The sequence below is a fragment of the Akkermansiaceae bacterium genome (assembly GCA_024233115.1).
Taxonomy (GTDB): Bacteria; Verrucomicrobiota; Verrucomicrobiia; order Verrucomicrobiales; family Akkermansiaceae; genus Oceaniferula.
Genome location: JACKQB010000004.1, coordinates 459,248 through 474,790, shown reverse-complemented (window position 1 = coordinate 474,790; position 15,543 = coordinate 459,248). Strand labels below are relative to the sequence as shown.

Annotated in this window: 13 protein-coding genes; 6 read left to right on the top strand and 7 right to left on the bottom strand. The window is 56.8% G+C overall.

What is annotated here, in order from left to right; genetic code table 11:
• The first annotated feature begins 12 nt into the window (after positions 1-12).
• Positions 13-687, top strand: coding sequence for a hypothetical protein (locus H7A51_12995; protein ID MCP5537130.1), 675 nt, complete (start codon positions 13-15; stop codon positions 685-687).
• 54 nt (positions 688-741) lie between these two features.
• On the opposite strand, the gene H7A51_12990 is transcribed toward H7A51_12995, so the two are convergent.
• Genes H7A51_12990 through H7A51_12980 form a run of 3 tightly spaced genes read right to left on the bottom strand, consistent with a single transcriptional unit; the run spans position 742 to position 4,266 of the window.
• A complete protein-coding gene (locus tag H7A51_12990) occupies positions 742-1,842 on the bottom strand; it encodes a DUF4105 domain-containing protein (GenBank protein ID MCP5537129.1) in 1,101 nt (366 codons plus the stop codon).
• Entirely contained in the window at positions 1,835-3,487 is a 1,653-nt protein-coding gene (locus tag H7A51_12985; GenBank protein MCP5537128.1) for a hypothetical protein, read from the bottom strand. The genes H7A51_12990 and H7A51_12985 overlap by 8 nt, the downstream gene beginning before the upstream one ends.
• Before the next feature lie 38 nt (positions 3,488-3,525).
• Positions 3,526-4,266, bottom strand: a complete 741-nt coding sequence (locus tag H7A51_12980; protein ID MCP5537127.1) for a single-stranded DNA-binding protein — start codon at positions 4,264-4,266, stop codon at positions 3,526-3,528.
• A gap of 77 nt (positions 4,267-4,343) precedes the next feature.
• On the opposite strand from H7A51_12980, the gene H7A51_12975 reads away from it, so the two are divergent.
• Positions 4,344-5,195 (top strand): CPBP family intramembrane metalloprotease, encoded by an 852-nt coding sequence (locus H7A51_12975; protein MCP5537126.1) that lies wholly within the window; start codon positions 4,344-4,346, stop codon positions 5,193-5,195.
• Between the two features lie 7 nt (positions 5,196-5,202).
• Positions 5,203-7,521 carry a tetratricopeptide repeat protein gene (locus H7A51_12970; GenBank protein ID MCP5537125.1) on the top strand — a complete coding sequence of 773 codons (2,319 nt, stop codon included), beginning with the start codon at positions 5,203-5,205 and terminating at the stop codon, positions 7,519-7,521.
• Positions 7,522-7,802: 281 nt separating this feature from the next.
• On the opposite strand, the gene H7A51_12965 is transcribed toward H7A51_12970, so the two are convergent.
• The 4 genes from H7A51_12965 to H7A51_12950 all read right to left on the bottom strand — a co-directional run bounded on the left by H7A51_12965 (position 7,803) and on the right by H7A51_12950 (position 11,168).
• A complete protein-coding gene (locus H7A51_12965) occupies positions 7,803-9,473 on the bottom strand; it encodes a VTT domain-containing protein (GenBank protein MCP5537124.1) in 1,671 nt (556 codons plus the stop codon).
• The gene (locus H7A51_12960; protein MCP5537123.1) at positions 9,470-10,177 is read right to left on the bottom strand and encodes an NRDE family protein; all 708 of its coding nucleotides are present in this window, start codon (positions 10,175-10,177) and stop codon (positions 9,470-9,472) included. Before H7A51_12960 ends, H7A51_12965 begins: the two co-directional genes overlap by 4 nt.
• Before the next feature lie 88 nt (positions 10,178-10,265).
• Positions 10,266-10,652 (bottom strand): large-conductance mechanosensitive channel protein MscL, encoded by a 387-nt coding sequence (gene mscL / locus H7A51_12955; protein ID MCP5537122.1) that lies wholly within the window; start codon positions 10,650-10,652, stop codon positions 10,266-10,268.
• Positions 10,653-10,730: 78 nt separating this feature from the next.
• A complete protein-coding gene (locus H7A51_12950) occupies positions 10,731-11,168 on the bottom strand; it encodes an Rrf2 family transcriptional regulator (GenBank protein ID MCP5537121.1) in 438 nt (145 codons plus the stop codon).
• 443 nt (positions 11,169-11,611) lie between these two features.
• On the opposite strand from H7A51_12950, the gene H7A51_12945 reads away from it, so the two are divergent.
• The 3 genes from H7A51_12945 (at position 11,612) to H7A51_12935 (ending at position 15,526) form a co-directional block, all read left to right on the top strand.
• Positions 11,612-12,865, top strand: a complete 1,254-nt coding sequence (locus H7A51_12945) for an alginate export family protein (GenBank protein MCP5537120.1) — start codon at positions 11,612-11,614, stop codon at positions 12,863-12,865.
• Between the two features lie 317 nt (positions 12,866-13,182).
• Entirely contained in the window at positions 13,183-14,655 is a 1,473-nt protein-coding gene (nirK, locus tag H7A51_12940) for a nitrite reductase, copper-containing (protein ID MCP5537119.1), read from the top strand.
• A 157-nt stretch (positions 14,656-14,812) separates the two neighbouring features.
• Positions 14,813-15,526: a formylglycine-generating enzyme family protein gene (locus H7A51_12935; GenBank protein ID MCP5537118.1), complete on the top strand. Its 714-nt coding sequence runs from the start codon at positions 14,813-14,815 to the stop codon at positions 15,524-15,526.
• The last annotated feature ends 17 nt before the right edge of the window (positions 15,527-15,543 follow it).

Sequence of the window (15,543 nt, the reverse complement as noted above, 5' to 3'; positions counted from 1 at the left end):
CCCCGACCGCAGATGCCCCCAGCCCGCATTGATATGCAAACCCTGTTCCCCACCATCCTGCTGCTGACCTGTCTGGCATTCCTGCAGAGTTGTTCGCCGGCGAAGCAGTATTACCAACCACTTACCAAGCGGCCTGAAAAACCATGGGAAGGAAGCTCGACATCGTGGGGAGGATTCAGCGAGAGATCACTGGACAAAAACCGCGTGCAGGTGAGCTTCGAGACCTTTAACAAACCCGGCCATGATTTTGCCAGCTATTTTGTCAGGGTGCGTGCCGCTGAAATCGCCCTTGCGCAAGGGCACGACACCTTTCTCCTCACCAACCTGGGCACGGAGCGATGGACCGAGACCAGCCACTTTCCGGGCTACATCGTCCCGGGCTACTGGGAGTACCGGGATCGCGAGGTCATACACTGCACCCACCATTGCAAAAAAGGTTGCCGTGAGCACATCGACATCATCCGCGAGCAGATCTGGATTCCGGACCAGTTTGTCCCACCGCACACCAGTGTCAACCAGCTCAGCAAAGCCGACGTGGTTGTTTCCCAGACAGGGGGAGGCACCCGGGTCAACGCCGCCCGTATCATCGCCGAGGCACTCAGTGGAAACCACGGCTTCGGGAAACCAAGACTAAGTCCACAGACGATGAAAAACTACCAGGCGCACTTGCCCGCGCCTTCCAGATAGAAGCTGACAAACCCTTCGCTACAGCACGCATTTGCTTTCACAAAACTTGGTGAGCTAATCACTCCTTGATAAGGGCTGTCGGATTGCCTTGGAGAAATCCCGCGAATCGTGTGCTTTCCCGGCGGCTTCATTGATCAGGCATCGTTGGCGCAATTCCGCGAAGCTTAGGCCGTGGGTTTTTAGTCGACCACGCTCGTAGAGCCACTCGTCCAACAACCCGTTGAACAGGATGCGGTGGTCCCAGGCGCCGCGTTTTCCCTTCGGCCTCTGCGCCCGCAGGCTGGTGGTGCAGTTGGCACTGATCACGTTATAAAACCTTGGTGTTTCCGCCAGCTCATTCTGAATGTCCACAGAAGTCAAAAACATCTCCCTGATTTCCTCAAGGGGGGCATCGATCTGATAGAGATAGACGGGTTCTTTTCTCACATTGGTGCGAAGGCGGATGCAGTCCTCTTCGGTGGCAAAAAGGTATTGCAGCTCAAACAGTTTATAGAGGCCGCCGAAGGGGGTGAAGGTCTCGCCTGTCTCGCGCCGGGTTTCCACAGACAGGCAAACACGGCCATCAGGCCCGAAGTCAAAGGACAAGATGGGGTGACCCATGAGATCCCCCATGAAGGTGTCGTGAAACAGATCGAGACCACGCAGGTTCGAGAGGTGGACGGTGCGGGTTTCCCAGCGGGGGCTCACCTCTCCGGCCTCTGTGTAGTCGAAGTTCCTCATGTTGTGCATGTAAACCAGATCACCCGCAATCCCGGTGTAGCCAGTGCGGGCGAATTCAGGACTCCATGGCCGGTCATTGGATGGCTGGATGCGACTGTAGGGAATGATGACCAGACCGACAGCGGTCGATACGGCTAACAGCTTGTTTTTCACCCCGATGACCCGACGATAGAGGGCAAGGCTGAGCAGCAGCCAGAGCGAGGCTAACAAAAAGTTGGCGGCACCTGCCTGGGAGAAGGGGCCGTTGTAGAACACCATGCCCCAGAGATACAAAGCCACGATGACTGCAAGCGTAAAGACCAGCGCGCGGCCTGCCAATCGGGATGATTTTTTCCAAGGCCAGGATTTGATAGCCGCCAGCCACTGGCCAAGCCGTGCATGTGGATTTGTTTGCAGACTTGCCTGTTCTCCGGGAGCTTGGGCACGGTCAGTCATTCTTGAGATGGAGGTGCAGGATGCGTGTTATCTCTTCGATCGCCTTCGGGTGTTCATAGGCGTTGTGTCCGGACGGCACGATCAGTTCAGAGCTTGCGCCATCCAAATGCGAGCTCTGGTAGTCGACGACGCCGTCTGAGCTGTTAGGCGTGTTTCCTTTGCCGCGATCCCCCATGATCGAATGATACTTGATGTGGTGGTAAATTGGACTGTCTGTCACAATTTTGAGTGTTGCGCTTTGTGATCGTAAAAGGGACAGGCTGTTTTCCTTTTTTTCTGTCCCGAACAGGGACCGGCCAAAATCGGTCAAGGCCGCCGCGGTCTCCGGCACCTTCAGGAAGAGCAGGTTTTGCGGTATTTTCACCAGCGATGTAAGCAGTCTGACAGGATAGACATCAGCCCTCCGGCTACCCTGGTGCGGTGTGGCGATAAAGATCACCCGCTTTACAAAGTGCGGGTCGGGTCCGTTGATCAGATATTGATACTCCTCCATCGCCCCGGCGTTCAGTTGCGTATGATCCACGGGGGTGCGGAACACCTTGCGCATCAGGCCTTTTTCGATGCGGCGGACATTGACACTTGTTAGGACGCCGCCGAGACTGTGGCCGACGATGACCATTTGCCGGCCCACATGCCCCCGCCCGGCTTTGGTATAGTGACCGTAGAGTTTGTTCAGCTCCCTTTTGAGAGCCGCACTCGGAATCCTGAGGGGAAGACCGGTCGGATAGTAAAAAGCCAGGATCTGGTACTTCCCACGGATGGTGGCATCACGGTTGAGCTCGTTCATCACGTCATGCCAGATCGTCGGGTCCGCCTTGAGACCATGCACCAGAATGAGCGGTATCTTGTCGGCGTCAAAGGGCGCGGTCATGTAAAGCTGCATATTACGGACAAAATGCATGGGAACAAAAACGCCAAACCACTTGAGCAGGGTGTCCTTCCATACCGGCGAGCCCTGCTCCAATGAAACGGCCAGCGGCATGGTCAAATGATTGGCGAGCGGCCGCCGTTTCCCCCAAAACCTGATGTCGGCATGCTTGGTGGGATCGTAGAACCGTAGCTGTGGCCGCTTCCCCGGGTTGAATTCGAGTACAGCCGTGGCCGGGTAGCTGAGTCCAATCGGGGTGGCCAGGATTTGATCGACCCCGGTGATGGCGTTTTTCTCCCGCCGGATCACCACGGGGGCGCCGACGCCGTCCTGCTTCACCATCGTCCGCCAGCCACGGGCCTTCAGGCAATCGGCGGGGATGATGTCGTGGATGCTTGCGAAGGTGCCGTCGGTGTTAGAAACGATGGTGATGCCGGAGGCCTTCCTGGCACCGGGGTGTTGCACCAGCATGTCGGCCAGCTGCCCGACCGCGTGGTTATAGAGGGGGAGGAGGGAGTCACTGCCACTCTCGTAGGCAATATCCGCCGCCGTCAGATAGTGATGGATCGACTCCGACGGGGCATGTTTTTCCTTTTTCCTGCCAAGTATGATCTGCTGGTAGGCTAAACGATAGGCCTGGGGGTAGACGTTGCCGTCGTGCAGACCACTGACGGGTTTGGCCAGCCTAACAACGGGAGCCCTTTTTTCGCTGACCCCGAGATCCGCACACTGGCTAAGCATTGCCATCAGGCAGCCTGTGAGGGCAAAGCGGCCCATCCTTGATGTAGTTGTTCTAGTCATTCCTGGTTGGCACTCTACTTCCAGACACCCATCTCTACCAGTTGCTTCTCTGCCTGTGGCTCCCAGCCACGGTTGGCCATCGGTGATGCCGGTGACGGGTGGAGGATTTTGCCGGTCTGGAATGTTTGGCCAGGAAAATACTCCGTGGCCGCCTCGATGAGCTTTTTCTCGGCATACGCGCCCACACCGACCAGCCACTCCGGCTCGATCGCGGAGATCACGGCGGCCAGGTGTTTGCGGCAAGCCACCTCGACCGGCTCCATCTCTGCTTTGGGCAACTTGTCAGGCGTGATGTTTTTTCCCGTTTCCCCCATCCAGACCAGAGGACAATAGTTGGCGATGAAATGGTTTTGAAAAAAAGTAGCCGGGTCGGGGAACTTGGAGGAAAACAGGCCCCAAAGCCTTTTGCCGCTGACCTCCGAGCGGGTGCAGGCGAATCCCTCCACCGGGCGTTTAGGGTGTTCATTGTCGGGTTTGCAAACCGGTCCTGAGATACCCATCCAGTCGCGGACAGCTGTAATCTCGCCAAAGGGCACACCGGTCTGCGCCATCCCCCACGGGCCCGGGTTCATTCCCAGCATCAGGACCCTTTTCCTGCCGGAGCCAAATTTTTCCAGATACTCGCGGTGTCGCTCCCATGCGTATTCGGTCGATAGATAGATATGGCTGACCGGATCATTGAAACGTAGGGGCTTCAGTTCACGTATCAGCACCTGAGCGGCATCGATCAGCTTGTTTCGGGTGGTTGCTGGCATGCCCCGATCACACACTGAAACTGCGCAACTTCAAACTTCAAACTTCGCTCAGTTTCCCTACACTGCCGCCCCACCCGATGTCTATCACCTCCGATTCCGTTTTTATCTACACCTTTTTATTGTGTGTGGCGCTCGCAGCCTGTGCTTTTCCCGTTTATGGCCTGATCCGTAAAAGTGCCCCGGGGCTTGGGTGGAACCGGCACGGAAATGTCAGCACGGAATGCCTGAACATCATCGACATCCTTGGTTTGTCGATCTTCTTTGCCATCTACGCCACGTTTCTCAAGGAATACCTGGACCCGCCGAAGCTCGATGACCATGGAGACCCGGTGTCGGTCAAGATCACCCCGCTGATCCTGACGGTGGGATTTATCGTTCAACTGGTGCCGCCGATGCTGGTGGTGGTCCTGCTGGTGTTCCGTCAAATCAACCTGGTGGATTTCCTTGGCCTGGCCTGGCGGAATGCCCGTTACCTGGTTGTCATTGCACCGGCCGGGGTCATTGTCACCTACCTCTTCCTTTTTGGTTTGGAAATGACTGGTTACAACGCGTGGCTCAGCGACTACTTTGGCGACCAGGCAAAGCTTCAGCAGACGGTTAAAACCTATCAGGAAACCAGTGCCGTCACCATCCGTGTGATGATTGCCGTCAGCGTGATCCTGATCGCACCAATCGCTGAGGAAATCGTATTCCGCGGTTACATCTACACCGTTACCAAACGCTACTCCGACCGCTTTTTCGCCGCCATCCTCTCCTCCTTGCTCTTTGGCGTGGTGCACTTCAACGTCATGGCTTTTGTGCCGCTGGTCTTCCTTGCGCTGGTCCTGGTTCTCGCCTATGAGCTGAGTGGTTCGATCTGGGCACCGATCTCCATCCATGCGCTTTTCAACGCCACCACGATCCTTTTTCAGGAAGCAAAATTCCACTAACAGACTCATGAACTTTCCTATCATCAAATGCAGCCTTACCGCCGGGCTTGTCCTCGTGCTTTGTTGCTGCGAAGACAAAAAGGCCGGCTCGGACGACGGACGCGATGCCTCACCTGAGTTTGAGCTGGTCACCGGCACCACCGGCGAGGCCCACCCGGAGCTCCATGCCGAGCTGGCAAAGCTGCCCGGGCAGAACGCCATCTCCAAACGCTGTCAGGAATGCCACAAGGCGATCCACCACCATTGGCAGGGGTCCGACCACGGACAGGCAAACCGACGGATTGATATGTCACTGGATACGGAACCCTTCTCAGGCCAAAGATTCGAGTCCGGGGCGGAAAAGTGGTCGTTCACCAAGGACCAGGGGGTACTCACGGTCACCGCCAACGGCAAAGACCACACCGCGGGCATGGTGATCGGTATCAAACCGCTGATCCAGTATCTTGTTGCCGCCAGTGGGGGGCGGTGGCAGACACCCAGCGCGGCATGGGACCCGAAGGAAAAGGAATGGTTCGACGTCTTTAACGGCGACATGCGCACCGAGCAGGACTGGGGTCACTGGACCGGCCGCGGCATGACCTGGAACACCCAGTGCGCCTGGTGCCACATGACCGATTTCCGCAAAAACTACGACCTCGAAACCGATACCTACAAAACCCACTGGAAGGAAATGGGCGTCGGCTGCACCCAGTGTCACGGGCAGGTCGCCGAGCAGGCGGATGGCAAAACAGGCTGCCTGATCGATATCGCCAAACAGCAGAAGCTGAAAAAGGAGCACCCGGACCGGATTTACGACAACTGCGCGACCTGCCACAGTCGGCGCGCCGAGTTCAACGATACCTTCCATATCGGCGACAAGTATGGCGACCACTACCAGCTCCAGCTGCCGACGCTGCCGCACCTGTATTATGCCGATGGCCAGATCCGCGATGAAGACTACGTCTGGACCTCCCTGCGTATCAGCAACATGGGCCACAAGGGGGTCCGCTGTGCCGATTGCCATGACGTGCACAGCACCAAACTCAAGCTGCCATTGGAAAACAACACCCTTTGTATGTCCTGCCACGGAGCTGGCTCCAATGGACGTATTCAGGGGGCTGTCATCATCGACCCCGCCGCCCACTCACACCACTTTGATGTCGGAAAACACAACGACGTCGGCTCCGGCCACTCCTGTGTGGATTGCCATATGACCGAGACCACCTACATGGGCCGCGACCCCCGGCGCGACCACGGGTTCCACGTCCCCGACCCGCAGCTTACCAAGGAGCATGCCATTCCCAATGCTTGTAACAAATGCCACACGGACAAGGATACCGAGTGGTCGATCAAGTGGACCGAAACCTGGTATGGCGACAAGATGCGCACTCCGGAGCGCGTGCGTCAACGCGCCAGGACCCGCGCCATCAGTTCGGTTTACGCGGGAATGCCCGACAGCCTCGAGCCCATGCTCAAGGCCTACGAACAAGAAACCAACCCCTACTGGCAAGCCACCTTGCTCCAGGTCATGCAACCCTACGCCACCGATCCACGGGTCCAGTATCTCGGTCGTCAGGGTGTCCACAGCAAGGAGTCACTGGTGCGCGCCGCAGCCTGTCAGGTGCTCGAGTTCAGCCCGGATAACGGGCCGTGGTTGGAGCCGATGCTGCAGGACCCGGTCAAGGAAGTCCGGATGGCCGCCTCCTGGGCGTGGCGCACACGCCTTTCCGAACGGTCGGAGATCCTCAAGGAGTTAAAAGCGAGTATCATCTTCACCGCCGACCAGCCGTCGGGTGCCATGCGTATGGCCCAGCTTGAATCCGAAGCCAACAACCTGCCGGAGTCAGAGAAGTGGATGAAAAAGGCGCTCGAACTCGATAAAACATCCCCCGGCACCCACGAGTATTACGCTATTTTGTTAGGTCAGATGCAAAGGCCCAAGGAAGCACTCGCCCAACTGGAGATCGCCGCCCAGCTCGATCCCCAGAATGCACGTTATCTCTACCTTCAGGCGCTCACCTACGCCGAGCTTGGCCAAAAGGACAAGACCGAGGAGCTGCTGCGGCAGGTGGTAAAAGTCAACCCGGGTCACGATCGCGCCTGGTATAACCTCGGGTTGCTTCTGGCGGGGCAGAACAAACTCAACGAAGCGATCGACAGCCTGCTCCGGGCCGAGCAGCTGAATCCGCGTGAAGTCAGCTACCCGTACGCCCGCGCCACCGTGCACCTGCGCAAGGGGCAGAAAATGGAGGCATTTGAAGCGTGCCGGAACTGTCTCGGCATCGACCGCAATTATCAGCCAGCCATGAACCTGCTCCGTCAGATCGGCAACCCTAACACCCCGTAGATTTTCCACCGGCAAAGCATGGAAACCCAACCTGTCATCGACACCACCATAGCTGAAAAGCTCAACAGGGTGTCACTGAGGGTTGTGGGCATATGACGGTTATGTGCCTGCCCTTTACCTTTCCCTTACATACGTATTGGTGATTGGTAGGGACATGGTGCTGTAGCGCCTAACCAGTATGAAAAGCGCAGAGTCCTCCTGATGTCGGGTTCTGCGCACTCCAAGGCTATGCACGCTATCAGCCCTGCCATCACTGGTCGCTTATCACAGAGACCAAACGCTTAAAGATCATCCACCTCGAACCAGTTCTTGCCGCGGTGTTCCCGGATGACGGTGAATAGCTCCGCCAGGCGGGCTGGTTGGTGGCCCCGGGCACGGTTTTGTGCCCCGGCCTCGTAGGCGAACCTCCACGCCCGGCATAAGTCGGTGATCCCTCTCCATACCGGGTAACCCGGCTGATAGATATGGGCCGGTTCACCGGTAACGCCATTGAACTCGAGGATTTTGATGTTTTTTCCGGCGCGGAGATCCTCGACGCTGGGCACACGGAGATCGTAGCGACCACAGTGAATCCCATCAGCCGAACGGGTAAGTCGATCGATGGCTTCTGTTAGTTGCGGCGTGATTTCCTTCCGGTCGTCGGTAAAGACGGCACCGCGAGCGTGGGTGCCGATTTCCGCCAGAATGACGGCTTCACCCTTGGCAGGTGTCTCGTCGAGGCGGTCGGCGAATTTTCTCAGATAATACCCCGCCATTGCCACCGCCCGCGGGTCTTCGAGGACGAGATGCTCGATGTTTTTGCGCCCGTCGCCGATGAGTTTTTGTGGGTGTTTGCCAGCCACGCTGTAAAGCCGACCCGTCATCTCATCCGGCATGCGGACGTAGTGGACACCGAATTCAAGCCCGCCGACATACTCCTGGGCAATCACTTCCTCATGGCAGTTCGCCAGGTAGTTGCGCGCCTGTTCCTCGGTTTTGATCACCGCCACACCCTGGCCGCGTTCACCGATGTCGGGTTTGAGCACGATGGGCCAGTCTAGGCTGGATTCCTCCATAAAACGCGTCAGCTCCTGCATGCGTGATTGACCGCACGGGAGGCGGGTATACGCCGGGAGCATCGGGCTGTTTTTAAAAAGTGCCAGCGTATCGCCCTTCGAGTCCATGGCAAAACCACTGTGTGCCATCGCCGGGTTTGCAACGGTAAACAGGGTGGGGCTCCGATGTTTGAGGGATAGCCAGAGGGCGTAAAGCCCCACAGGCAGATACACCACCGACGACGGCCAGAATTCCCATCGGCTCAAGCGTAGCCAGCGCCCATAAAGCATCCTTCTTCCCCGCCAGTTAAACATCGGCAGGACCAGCTTGAGCAGTGCCCAGATAAACAAGCCGGCGGCCAGTAGAATCCAGCCGACGGATTGCTCGTAGAGCTTCAGCCAGCCAATGACTGCTTTTCCCGTCAACATCGCGATACCGCAGAGTACGGGTGTCCAAACCATCGATGCCAGTGCCAGCACCAGGCAGAATTTTTTCAGGCTCCAACCGGTCGCACCCGCCGCCAGATAGGAAACCACGCGGGAGCCGGGGATGAACCGACTGACAAAGATCCAGCGGGCACCATACTTGTCGAAAAACCGGGCACCGCGTTGAATGCGGTCGGGTCGCATTTTTTTTGTCAGCCATTTCCATTGCAAAGCACCCTTGGTAAAGAGCATGCCGAGGCAATAGAGCGCCACGTCACCCGTCCAGATCCCCACGGCACAGGCCGCCGAGACGGCTGCAAACGATAACTCGCCACTGGCGGCGATGAGGCCGCCGGCGATACACGCCAGATCCTCACTGCCATAGGTCGCCAGGGCCAGGGCCAGGGCTAACAACCATGGTCGGTCGGACAGCAGGCGCAGCTCATCTAACAACGCAGAAACAGTATCGGCAACCAGACCCGGGTCCATCATCGGCGTATATCAAGTTTGGAGTGATGTTCGATGCTGTCGCCGGCGAGGTCCGGCATTTCCTCCAGATACCTCCAGGTCGCTTGTGACGGCCCAACGACGACGTGGGATCGGCTCCACGTCTGGGCATCCGGGCGGTTCATGCGCACCGTATACGCCGTTGGTGGGTCCTTACCCGACTGGTAATCACGCAAGGTGTCGGGGTGGATGATTTCCAGCTCCCTGTAGCGCTCGCACCGCGACTGTCTGACCTCCTGATAGCGGTAGGATGACGACGTCAGGGGTGCCTGTGGGATTTCGGAAGACATCGTCTTGCCGTCCCATGCCTCGACCAACAAGTCATGCCGGTCGATGGCCACCAGGGTAAACGCTTTGTAGGAGGCACAATCCGTGTTGCGAAGTTTTTTAATAACCTCCACCGCGTGACGCGCACCGGCAAAATCCAACACAAGCCGGCCGCGGCTGCGTTTGGTTGTGTTCCTTGCAGCCGTCTCGTGCCATCGGTTCAGCAGGCAGACGGTCAGACCCGATTCATTGACCAGCATCCACGTGCCACCGGCATCGGGGTCGGCGGGAGCCAGGAAGCGGGTGCCGTTATCCGCCACCCTCAACGCCGGCGGTAGTGCCCGGCACCGGGTTTTGAGTTCATCTCGATTAAAAAAGACCTCGTAGCCATTTTCATCACGCCACCATGTCATCGTACACATTGCAGGCTACAGGGTGGTCGTATTTTCTGTAAAAAGCAAGGCGGCCTGCCAACATGACAGACCGCCCCACATATGCTTGGAGGCCGGGTTACTTTTTCAAAGCGTCGCGAATCTCCTCGAGCAGGACTTCCTGCTTCGGTGGTGCTGCCGGTGTTTCCGCCTCCTTTTTCTCAAAGGCCGCGATAAATTTCTTCACCACAAGGAAGACGACAAAGGCAAGCAGACAGAACGAGATGGCATCGGTGAGAAATTGACCGTAGGCAATCTCGACGGCTTTGTTGTCGCCCTCGGCAGCTTTCAGTGTCCACTTCAGCTTGGTGAAATCGACACCTGCCAGCAGCAGTCCAAGTGGAGGCATAATGACATTGCTCACCAGGGATTTGACAACGGTGGCAAAGGCTCCGCCGAGGATGAATCCTACGGCCATATCAACAAGATTACCTTTGAAGGCAAATTCTTTGAATTCTTTTAGCATGGTATTTGGGCTTGGGTTGAGTTGTGCGCTGCTCTACCCGGGTATATAGCCTGAACCGACGGGGCTGCCAACCACTTTTCAAGCACCGTCAGGCCGCTTCGATGAGCAACCTGGCTTGGCAAAGCCGCCGAAATTATTCTTCACAAGAAACTGTTCCATCTCCTCGCCAAGCTTCACGATATTGTCGTGTAGCGGGCAAGGATCGTAGTTACCACACCAGCCCTCACCAAACGGGCACATCACGGCTTTGTTCTGTAGTTCGAAGTGTCTTACCACATCAAGCAGGCGGATGTCGGATGGCTCCATGGCAAGCTCATAGCCACCGCCGGGACCCGTGGAGCCTTTGATGATGCCTGCCTGTGAGAGGGTTGTCAGGATTTTTGCAGCGAGGGGTTTCGACAAGCCCCTGGCTTCAGCCACGGCTTGGGAACTCATGGGCCCAAGCTCATCGCGGTAACATTCCGCTAAATAACTAACGGCAGCGACTGCGTTTTGTGCTGTTTTTCCTATTTGCACGATGCCTGTTTAAGTTGGTTTACAAAAGCGGATTGTGGCCAATAAAGCAAAACTCGTGCTCTACGCGCACGACAACAAACACCCACCAGTAAAATAATCAAGCACCAATAAACGAAAAATTTTTATTTAATTCTTCTTTGTATCCGTATTTGTGTTACGAACTCATGCAACTCAAGCTCGAGTATGCAGTGGACATGGATATTAGTCTCAATGAGCAAGTATCTGATAGGGTTGTCAGCAATCCGGATGATCAGGCATCCAGCCCTGCGGAGCTATCGTTTTCCCCCATGTGTTGCTGGAAGCCTGATGAGATCGGACGGCATGGTAAACACCTGGCGATCATGCGGTACGCTTGTGCAAACAAGACCGACTAAGAACTGACTCGCATCAACACCAAGCTCTCTCACAAACTGATTAACCAACGAACCTACCAGATAACAACCATGAAACCACACAGCAAAACAGCCAACATCGCACTGTCGGCGTTCGCCCTGATGTCAGCCTCCAGCTTCACCGCCATGGCGGGTCCGGAAGTAGAGGTCCCAGCACCCGCAGCTGAAAAGGGGGGCTCCATCCTCGATAGCATCCACCTGTTCGGCACAGCACGGCTGCGCTTTGAATACGCGGATATGGACAATCTCGACGAAGCCTATGTCGGCTCGTTACGAGCCCGTTACGGTATTAAGACCGATGCCATAGCCGGCTTCAAATTCCTCGCCGAGGGTGAGAACACGGTGATCCTGACCAACGGTGGCAAATACACGCCGTTCCCCGGATTCATCAACAACGGGCGCTCGGTCATCGCCGATCCGGACAACTTCGAGCTCAACCGTTTGCAGCTGTCCTATAACATCGAGGCCATCGATACCAATATCACGGTCGGTCGTCAGTACATTACCTTCGGCGACCAGCGTTTCATCGGCGCCATCGGATGGCGCCAGAACGACCAGACGTTTGACGCGGTCGTGTTGGAAAACAAGTCCATCGAAAACCTCACCTTCACCTACGCTTATGTGGATCAGGTCAACCGCATCTTCGGCGACCAGACACCGGCGCAGGGACTTGACTTCTGGGATGGTGAAAGCCACCTCATCCACACAGAATACACGGGCATTGAAGACCACACTCTCCGCGCCTTTGCATATTTACTCAAGTTCGACAACTCCGCCCCTAACTCAACGGATACCTACGGCGTCGAGCTAGAGGGTAAAAACGGCAGCATCAATTACCTCTTTACCGTCGCGATGCAAACGGATGCGGATAACAACACGCTGGATTACCAGGAATACTACTTCCGGGGAAAAGTCGGCCAGAACCATGATTGCTGTAACTACGGTGTGGGCTTCGAGGTGATGACCAGTGACGGAAAAGGTGGCCAGTTCCTCTTCCCCGTCGGGACCAACCACGCCTTCAACGGCTTTGCGGATGCCTACCTTGGTACCAACCCACGCGGCCTTGGCCTCGTCGACCTCTACGGGTGGATCGGAACCAAGGCACTGGGCATGAGCCACACCCTTTCCGTGCACAACTACAGCGAGGAATCCGGCGGAGTGGACCTTGGCTGGGAAGTTGACTACGTGGCCGCCAAGCCAATTGGCGAAAACGCTAAATTCATTTTAAAGGCAGCCCACCTGATGGGGGATGGCCCGCAGATCGACATCACCCGCGCTTCCGCCGAGATCAACTACGATTTCTAGCCCGCTGCCGAACCGAGCTTCCTGGTACATCCAGCAGCAAATATCCCATACGGCCGTCCCATTCCGGGGTGGTCGTATTTTTTGTCTCCATGCATGCGATCTCCCACCCCCCGATCACTTAAACATAATTTAAGAATAAAATGTATTTTTTTCTTTATATACTGGGTGTGGGGTGTTATCTCGCGGCCATTGGCGGTGCTTGAGCTATCAACAAGCCCTTGCACCGTACAACAAATACCGGTGATACCCGTCACTGGCCAGAACCAGACCACACAATGAAATACACAAAACACATCCTCATAGCACTCGCCGCCGGCATGGCCGCCGTGCTTCCCACCGCCTGTGAAAAGACCGAAGCAGAGCCTTCCACTGGCAGTAATTCCAGCGGCCAGGACAAAGCCAAGACCGTTGTCACAGAAGAACTCAAGGGCGAAGAGGTCGCCGTCCTCACGGATGCGCCCAACGTGCCGCCGCCGATCACACGCAAGCACCGCACCAAGGTCATTGTGAACCTGGAGGTCACCGAAGTGGTCAAGAAGATGGCTGATGGTGTCGACTACACGTTCTGGACGTTCGGCGGTAGCGTACCTGGGAAATTCATGCGTGTGCGTGAAGGGGACTTCGTCGAGTTCCACCTCGCCAACCACCCCACCAGCAAGATGCCACATAACATCGACCTGCACGCCGTCACCGGTCCGGGTGGTGGAGCGGCCGCATCCTTTACCGCGCCAGGACACGAATCCGTGTTCTCATTTACCGCACTCAACCCCGGCCTGTTTGTTTACCACTGCGCCACGGCTCCCGTGGGGATGCATATCGCCAACGGTATGTATGGCCTGATCCTGGTCGAGCCCAAGGAAGGTTTGCCGAAGGTCGACAAGGAATACTACGTCATGCAGGGTGATTTCTACACCAAGGGCAAGTATGGCCAGGCCGGTCTCCAGCCGTTCAGCATGGAAAAAGCCATCCGCGAGGACGCCGACTACGTGGTGTTCAACGGTTCTGTCGGCGCACTGACCGGCGACAATGCACTGCAGGCGGATGTGGGTGATACCGTCCGTCTCTTTGTAGGTAACGGCGGCCCGAACCTTGTTTCCTCCTTCCACGTGATTGGTGAGATTTTCGACAAGGTCTACACGGAGGGCGGGTTCGGTCAGCCCAATCTCAACGTGCAAACCACCCTTGTTCCCGCAGGTGGCAGCACCATGGTCGAGTTTACCCTCGATACCGAGGGCACATTCATCCTCGTGGATCACTCCATCTTCCGCGCCTTCAACAAAGGTGCCATCGGCATGCTCAAGGCTGGCGGTGGTGACAAAGGCACCAACACGGCGGTCTATTCAGGAAAAACCGACGACCGCGTTTACCAGCCCGAGGGTGGAGCCATCCAATCGATGCCTAACAACGGCAAAGCCCAGGCTCCCGCCAAAAACAAGGAAGAGCGTATCGCACGCGGAAAAGACACCTACACCCAGATCTGCATGGCATGCCACCAGGCCAACGGTGCCGGTATCCCCGCTGCCTTCCCGCCACTTGCCCAATCCGACTACCTCAACGCGGACAAGTCCCGTGCGATCAGCACCGTGGTCAATGGCCTCGCCGGCGAAGTCGTGGTCAACGGCAACAAGTTCAACAGCGTCATGCCCAAGCTCGATCTCAACGATGAGACTGTCGCAAACGTCCTGACCTACGTCTACAGCCAATGGGGTAATAAGGGTTACGAGGTTACTCCTGAAGAGGTCAAAGCCATTCGTGCCAAAGGGGGCACAGCTCCTGACGGTGGGCACTAACACCTGGTGTTTCCGTCAAACAACAACCACGTAACCGACAATGAAAGCGCTCCACACCCTTACCAGCCTACTGCTTCTCAGCGGTGGTCTGGCGATGGGTGTGGAGCCTTCGTCTCCGGCCACAGAAACCAATGCTGTGGCGGGAGAGGAAGGCTCCATGGCGAATATCCCCGCAGGCTCCTATGTCCCGCTTTATACCACGGACAAAACACCACGCAAGGTCGCGGCATTCCGGCTCGATAAAACCTCCGTCACCAAGGGTCAGTTTCTTGCATTTGTCAAAAAACACCCGCGCTGGCAACGGTCGAAGGTCAGCCGCCTCTTCGCCGACAAATCGTATTTAAAAGATTGGAAATCTGACACCGATCCCGGAAACGGCCTCGATGCCCCGGTCACCCATGTTTCCTGGTTCGCCGCCCGCGCTTATGCACAGTCGCTCGGGAAGCGTCTGCCAACCGTTGATGAGTGGGAATACGTCGCCCGGGCGGACAGCACCAAGGCCGACGCCACCTCCGACGACGCCTACACCCAGGTGATCCTGAAGTGGTACTCTGAGCGACCCTCCACAGCCATGGCGTCACCGGAATCCTTTCCCCCGAACATCTACGGTGTCCGCGCACTCCACGGTCTCATCTGGGAATGGAACGAGGATTTTAATAACGCCATGGTCACCGGTGAATCGCGCGGTGATTCCGGCATCGAACGCAATCTCTTCTGCGCTGGTGGTGCGCTGACATCGACGGATGTCAACAATTACGCCGCCTTCATGCGCTACGCATTCCGCTCATCGCTCAAAGGTAACTACACCACGGCCAACCTCGGTTTCCGCTGTGCGGCTGACCTCGTATCCGACGATACGCCCGCCAAGTAATCATCAACCTATTTATT

Coding starts and splice junctions, on each gene's coding strand:
- H7A51_12995 (MCP5537130.1), top strand. CDS start 13: ATGCCCCCAGCCCGCATTGATATGCAAACCCTGTTCCCCACCATCCTG.
- H7A51_12990 (MCP5537129.1), bottom strand. CDS start 1,842: ATGACTGACCGTGCCCAAGCTCCCGGAGAACAGGCAAGTCTGCAAACA.
- H7A51_12985 (MCP5537128.1), bottom strand. CDS start 3,487: ATGGGCCGCTTTGCCCTCACAGGCTGCCTGATGGCAATGCTTAGCCAG.
- H7A51_12980 (MCP5537127.1), bottom strand. CDS start 4,266: ATGCCAGCAACCACCCGAAACAAGCTGATCGATGCCGCTCAGGTGCTG.
- H7A51_12975 (MCP5537126.1), top strand. CDS start 4,344: ATGTCTATCACCTCCGATTCCGTTTTTATCTACACCTTTTTATTGTGT.
- H7A51_12970 (MCP5537125.1), top strand. CDS start 5,203: ATGAACTTTCCTATCATCAAATGCAGCCTTACCGCCGGGCTTGTCCTC.
- H7A51_12965 (MCP5537124.1), bottom strand. CDS start 9,473: ATGATGGACCCGGGTCTGGTTGCCGATACTGTTTCTGCGTTGTTAGAT.
- H7A51_12960 (MCP5537123.1), bottom strand. CDS start 10,177: ATGTGTACGATGACATGGTGGCGTGATGAAAATGGCTACGAGGTCTTT.
- mscL (MCP5537122.1), bottom strand. CDS start 10,652: ATGCTAAAAGAATTCAAAGAATTTGCCTTCAAAGGTAATCTTGTTGAT.
- H7A51_12945 (MCP5537120.1), top strand. CDS start 11,612: ATGAAACCACACAGCAAAACAGCCAACATCGCACTGTCGGCGTTCGCC.
- nirK (MCP5537119.1), top strand. CDS start 13,183: ATGGCCGCCGTGCTTCCCACCGCCTGTGAAAAGACCGAAGCAGAGCCT.
- H7A51_12935 (MCP5537118.1), top strand. CDS start 14,813: ATGGCGAATATCCCCGCAGGCTCCTATGTCCCGCTTTATACCACGGAC.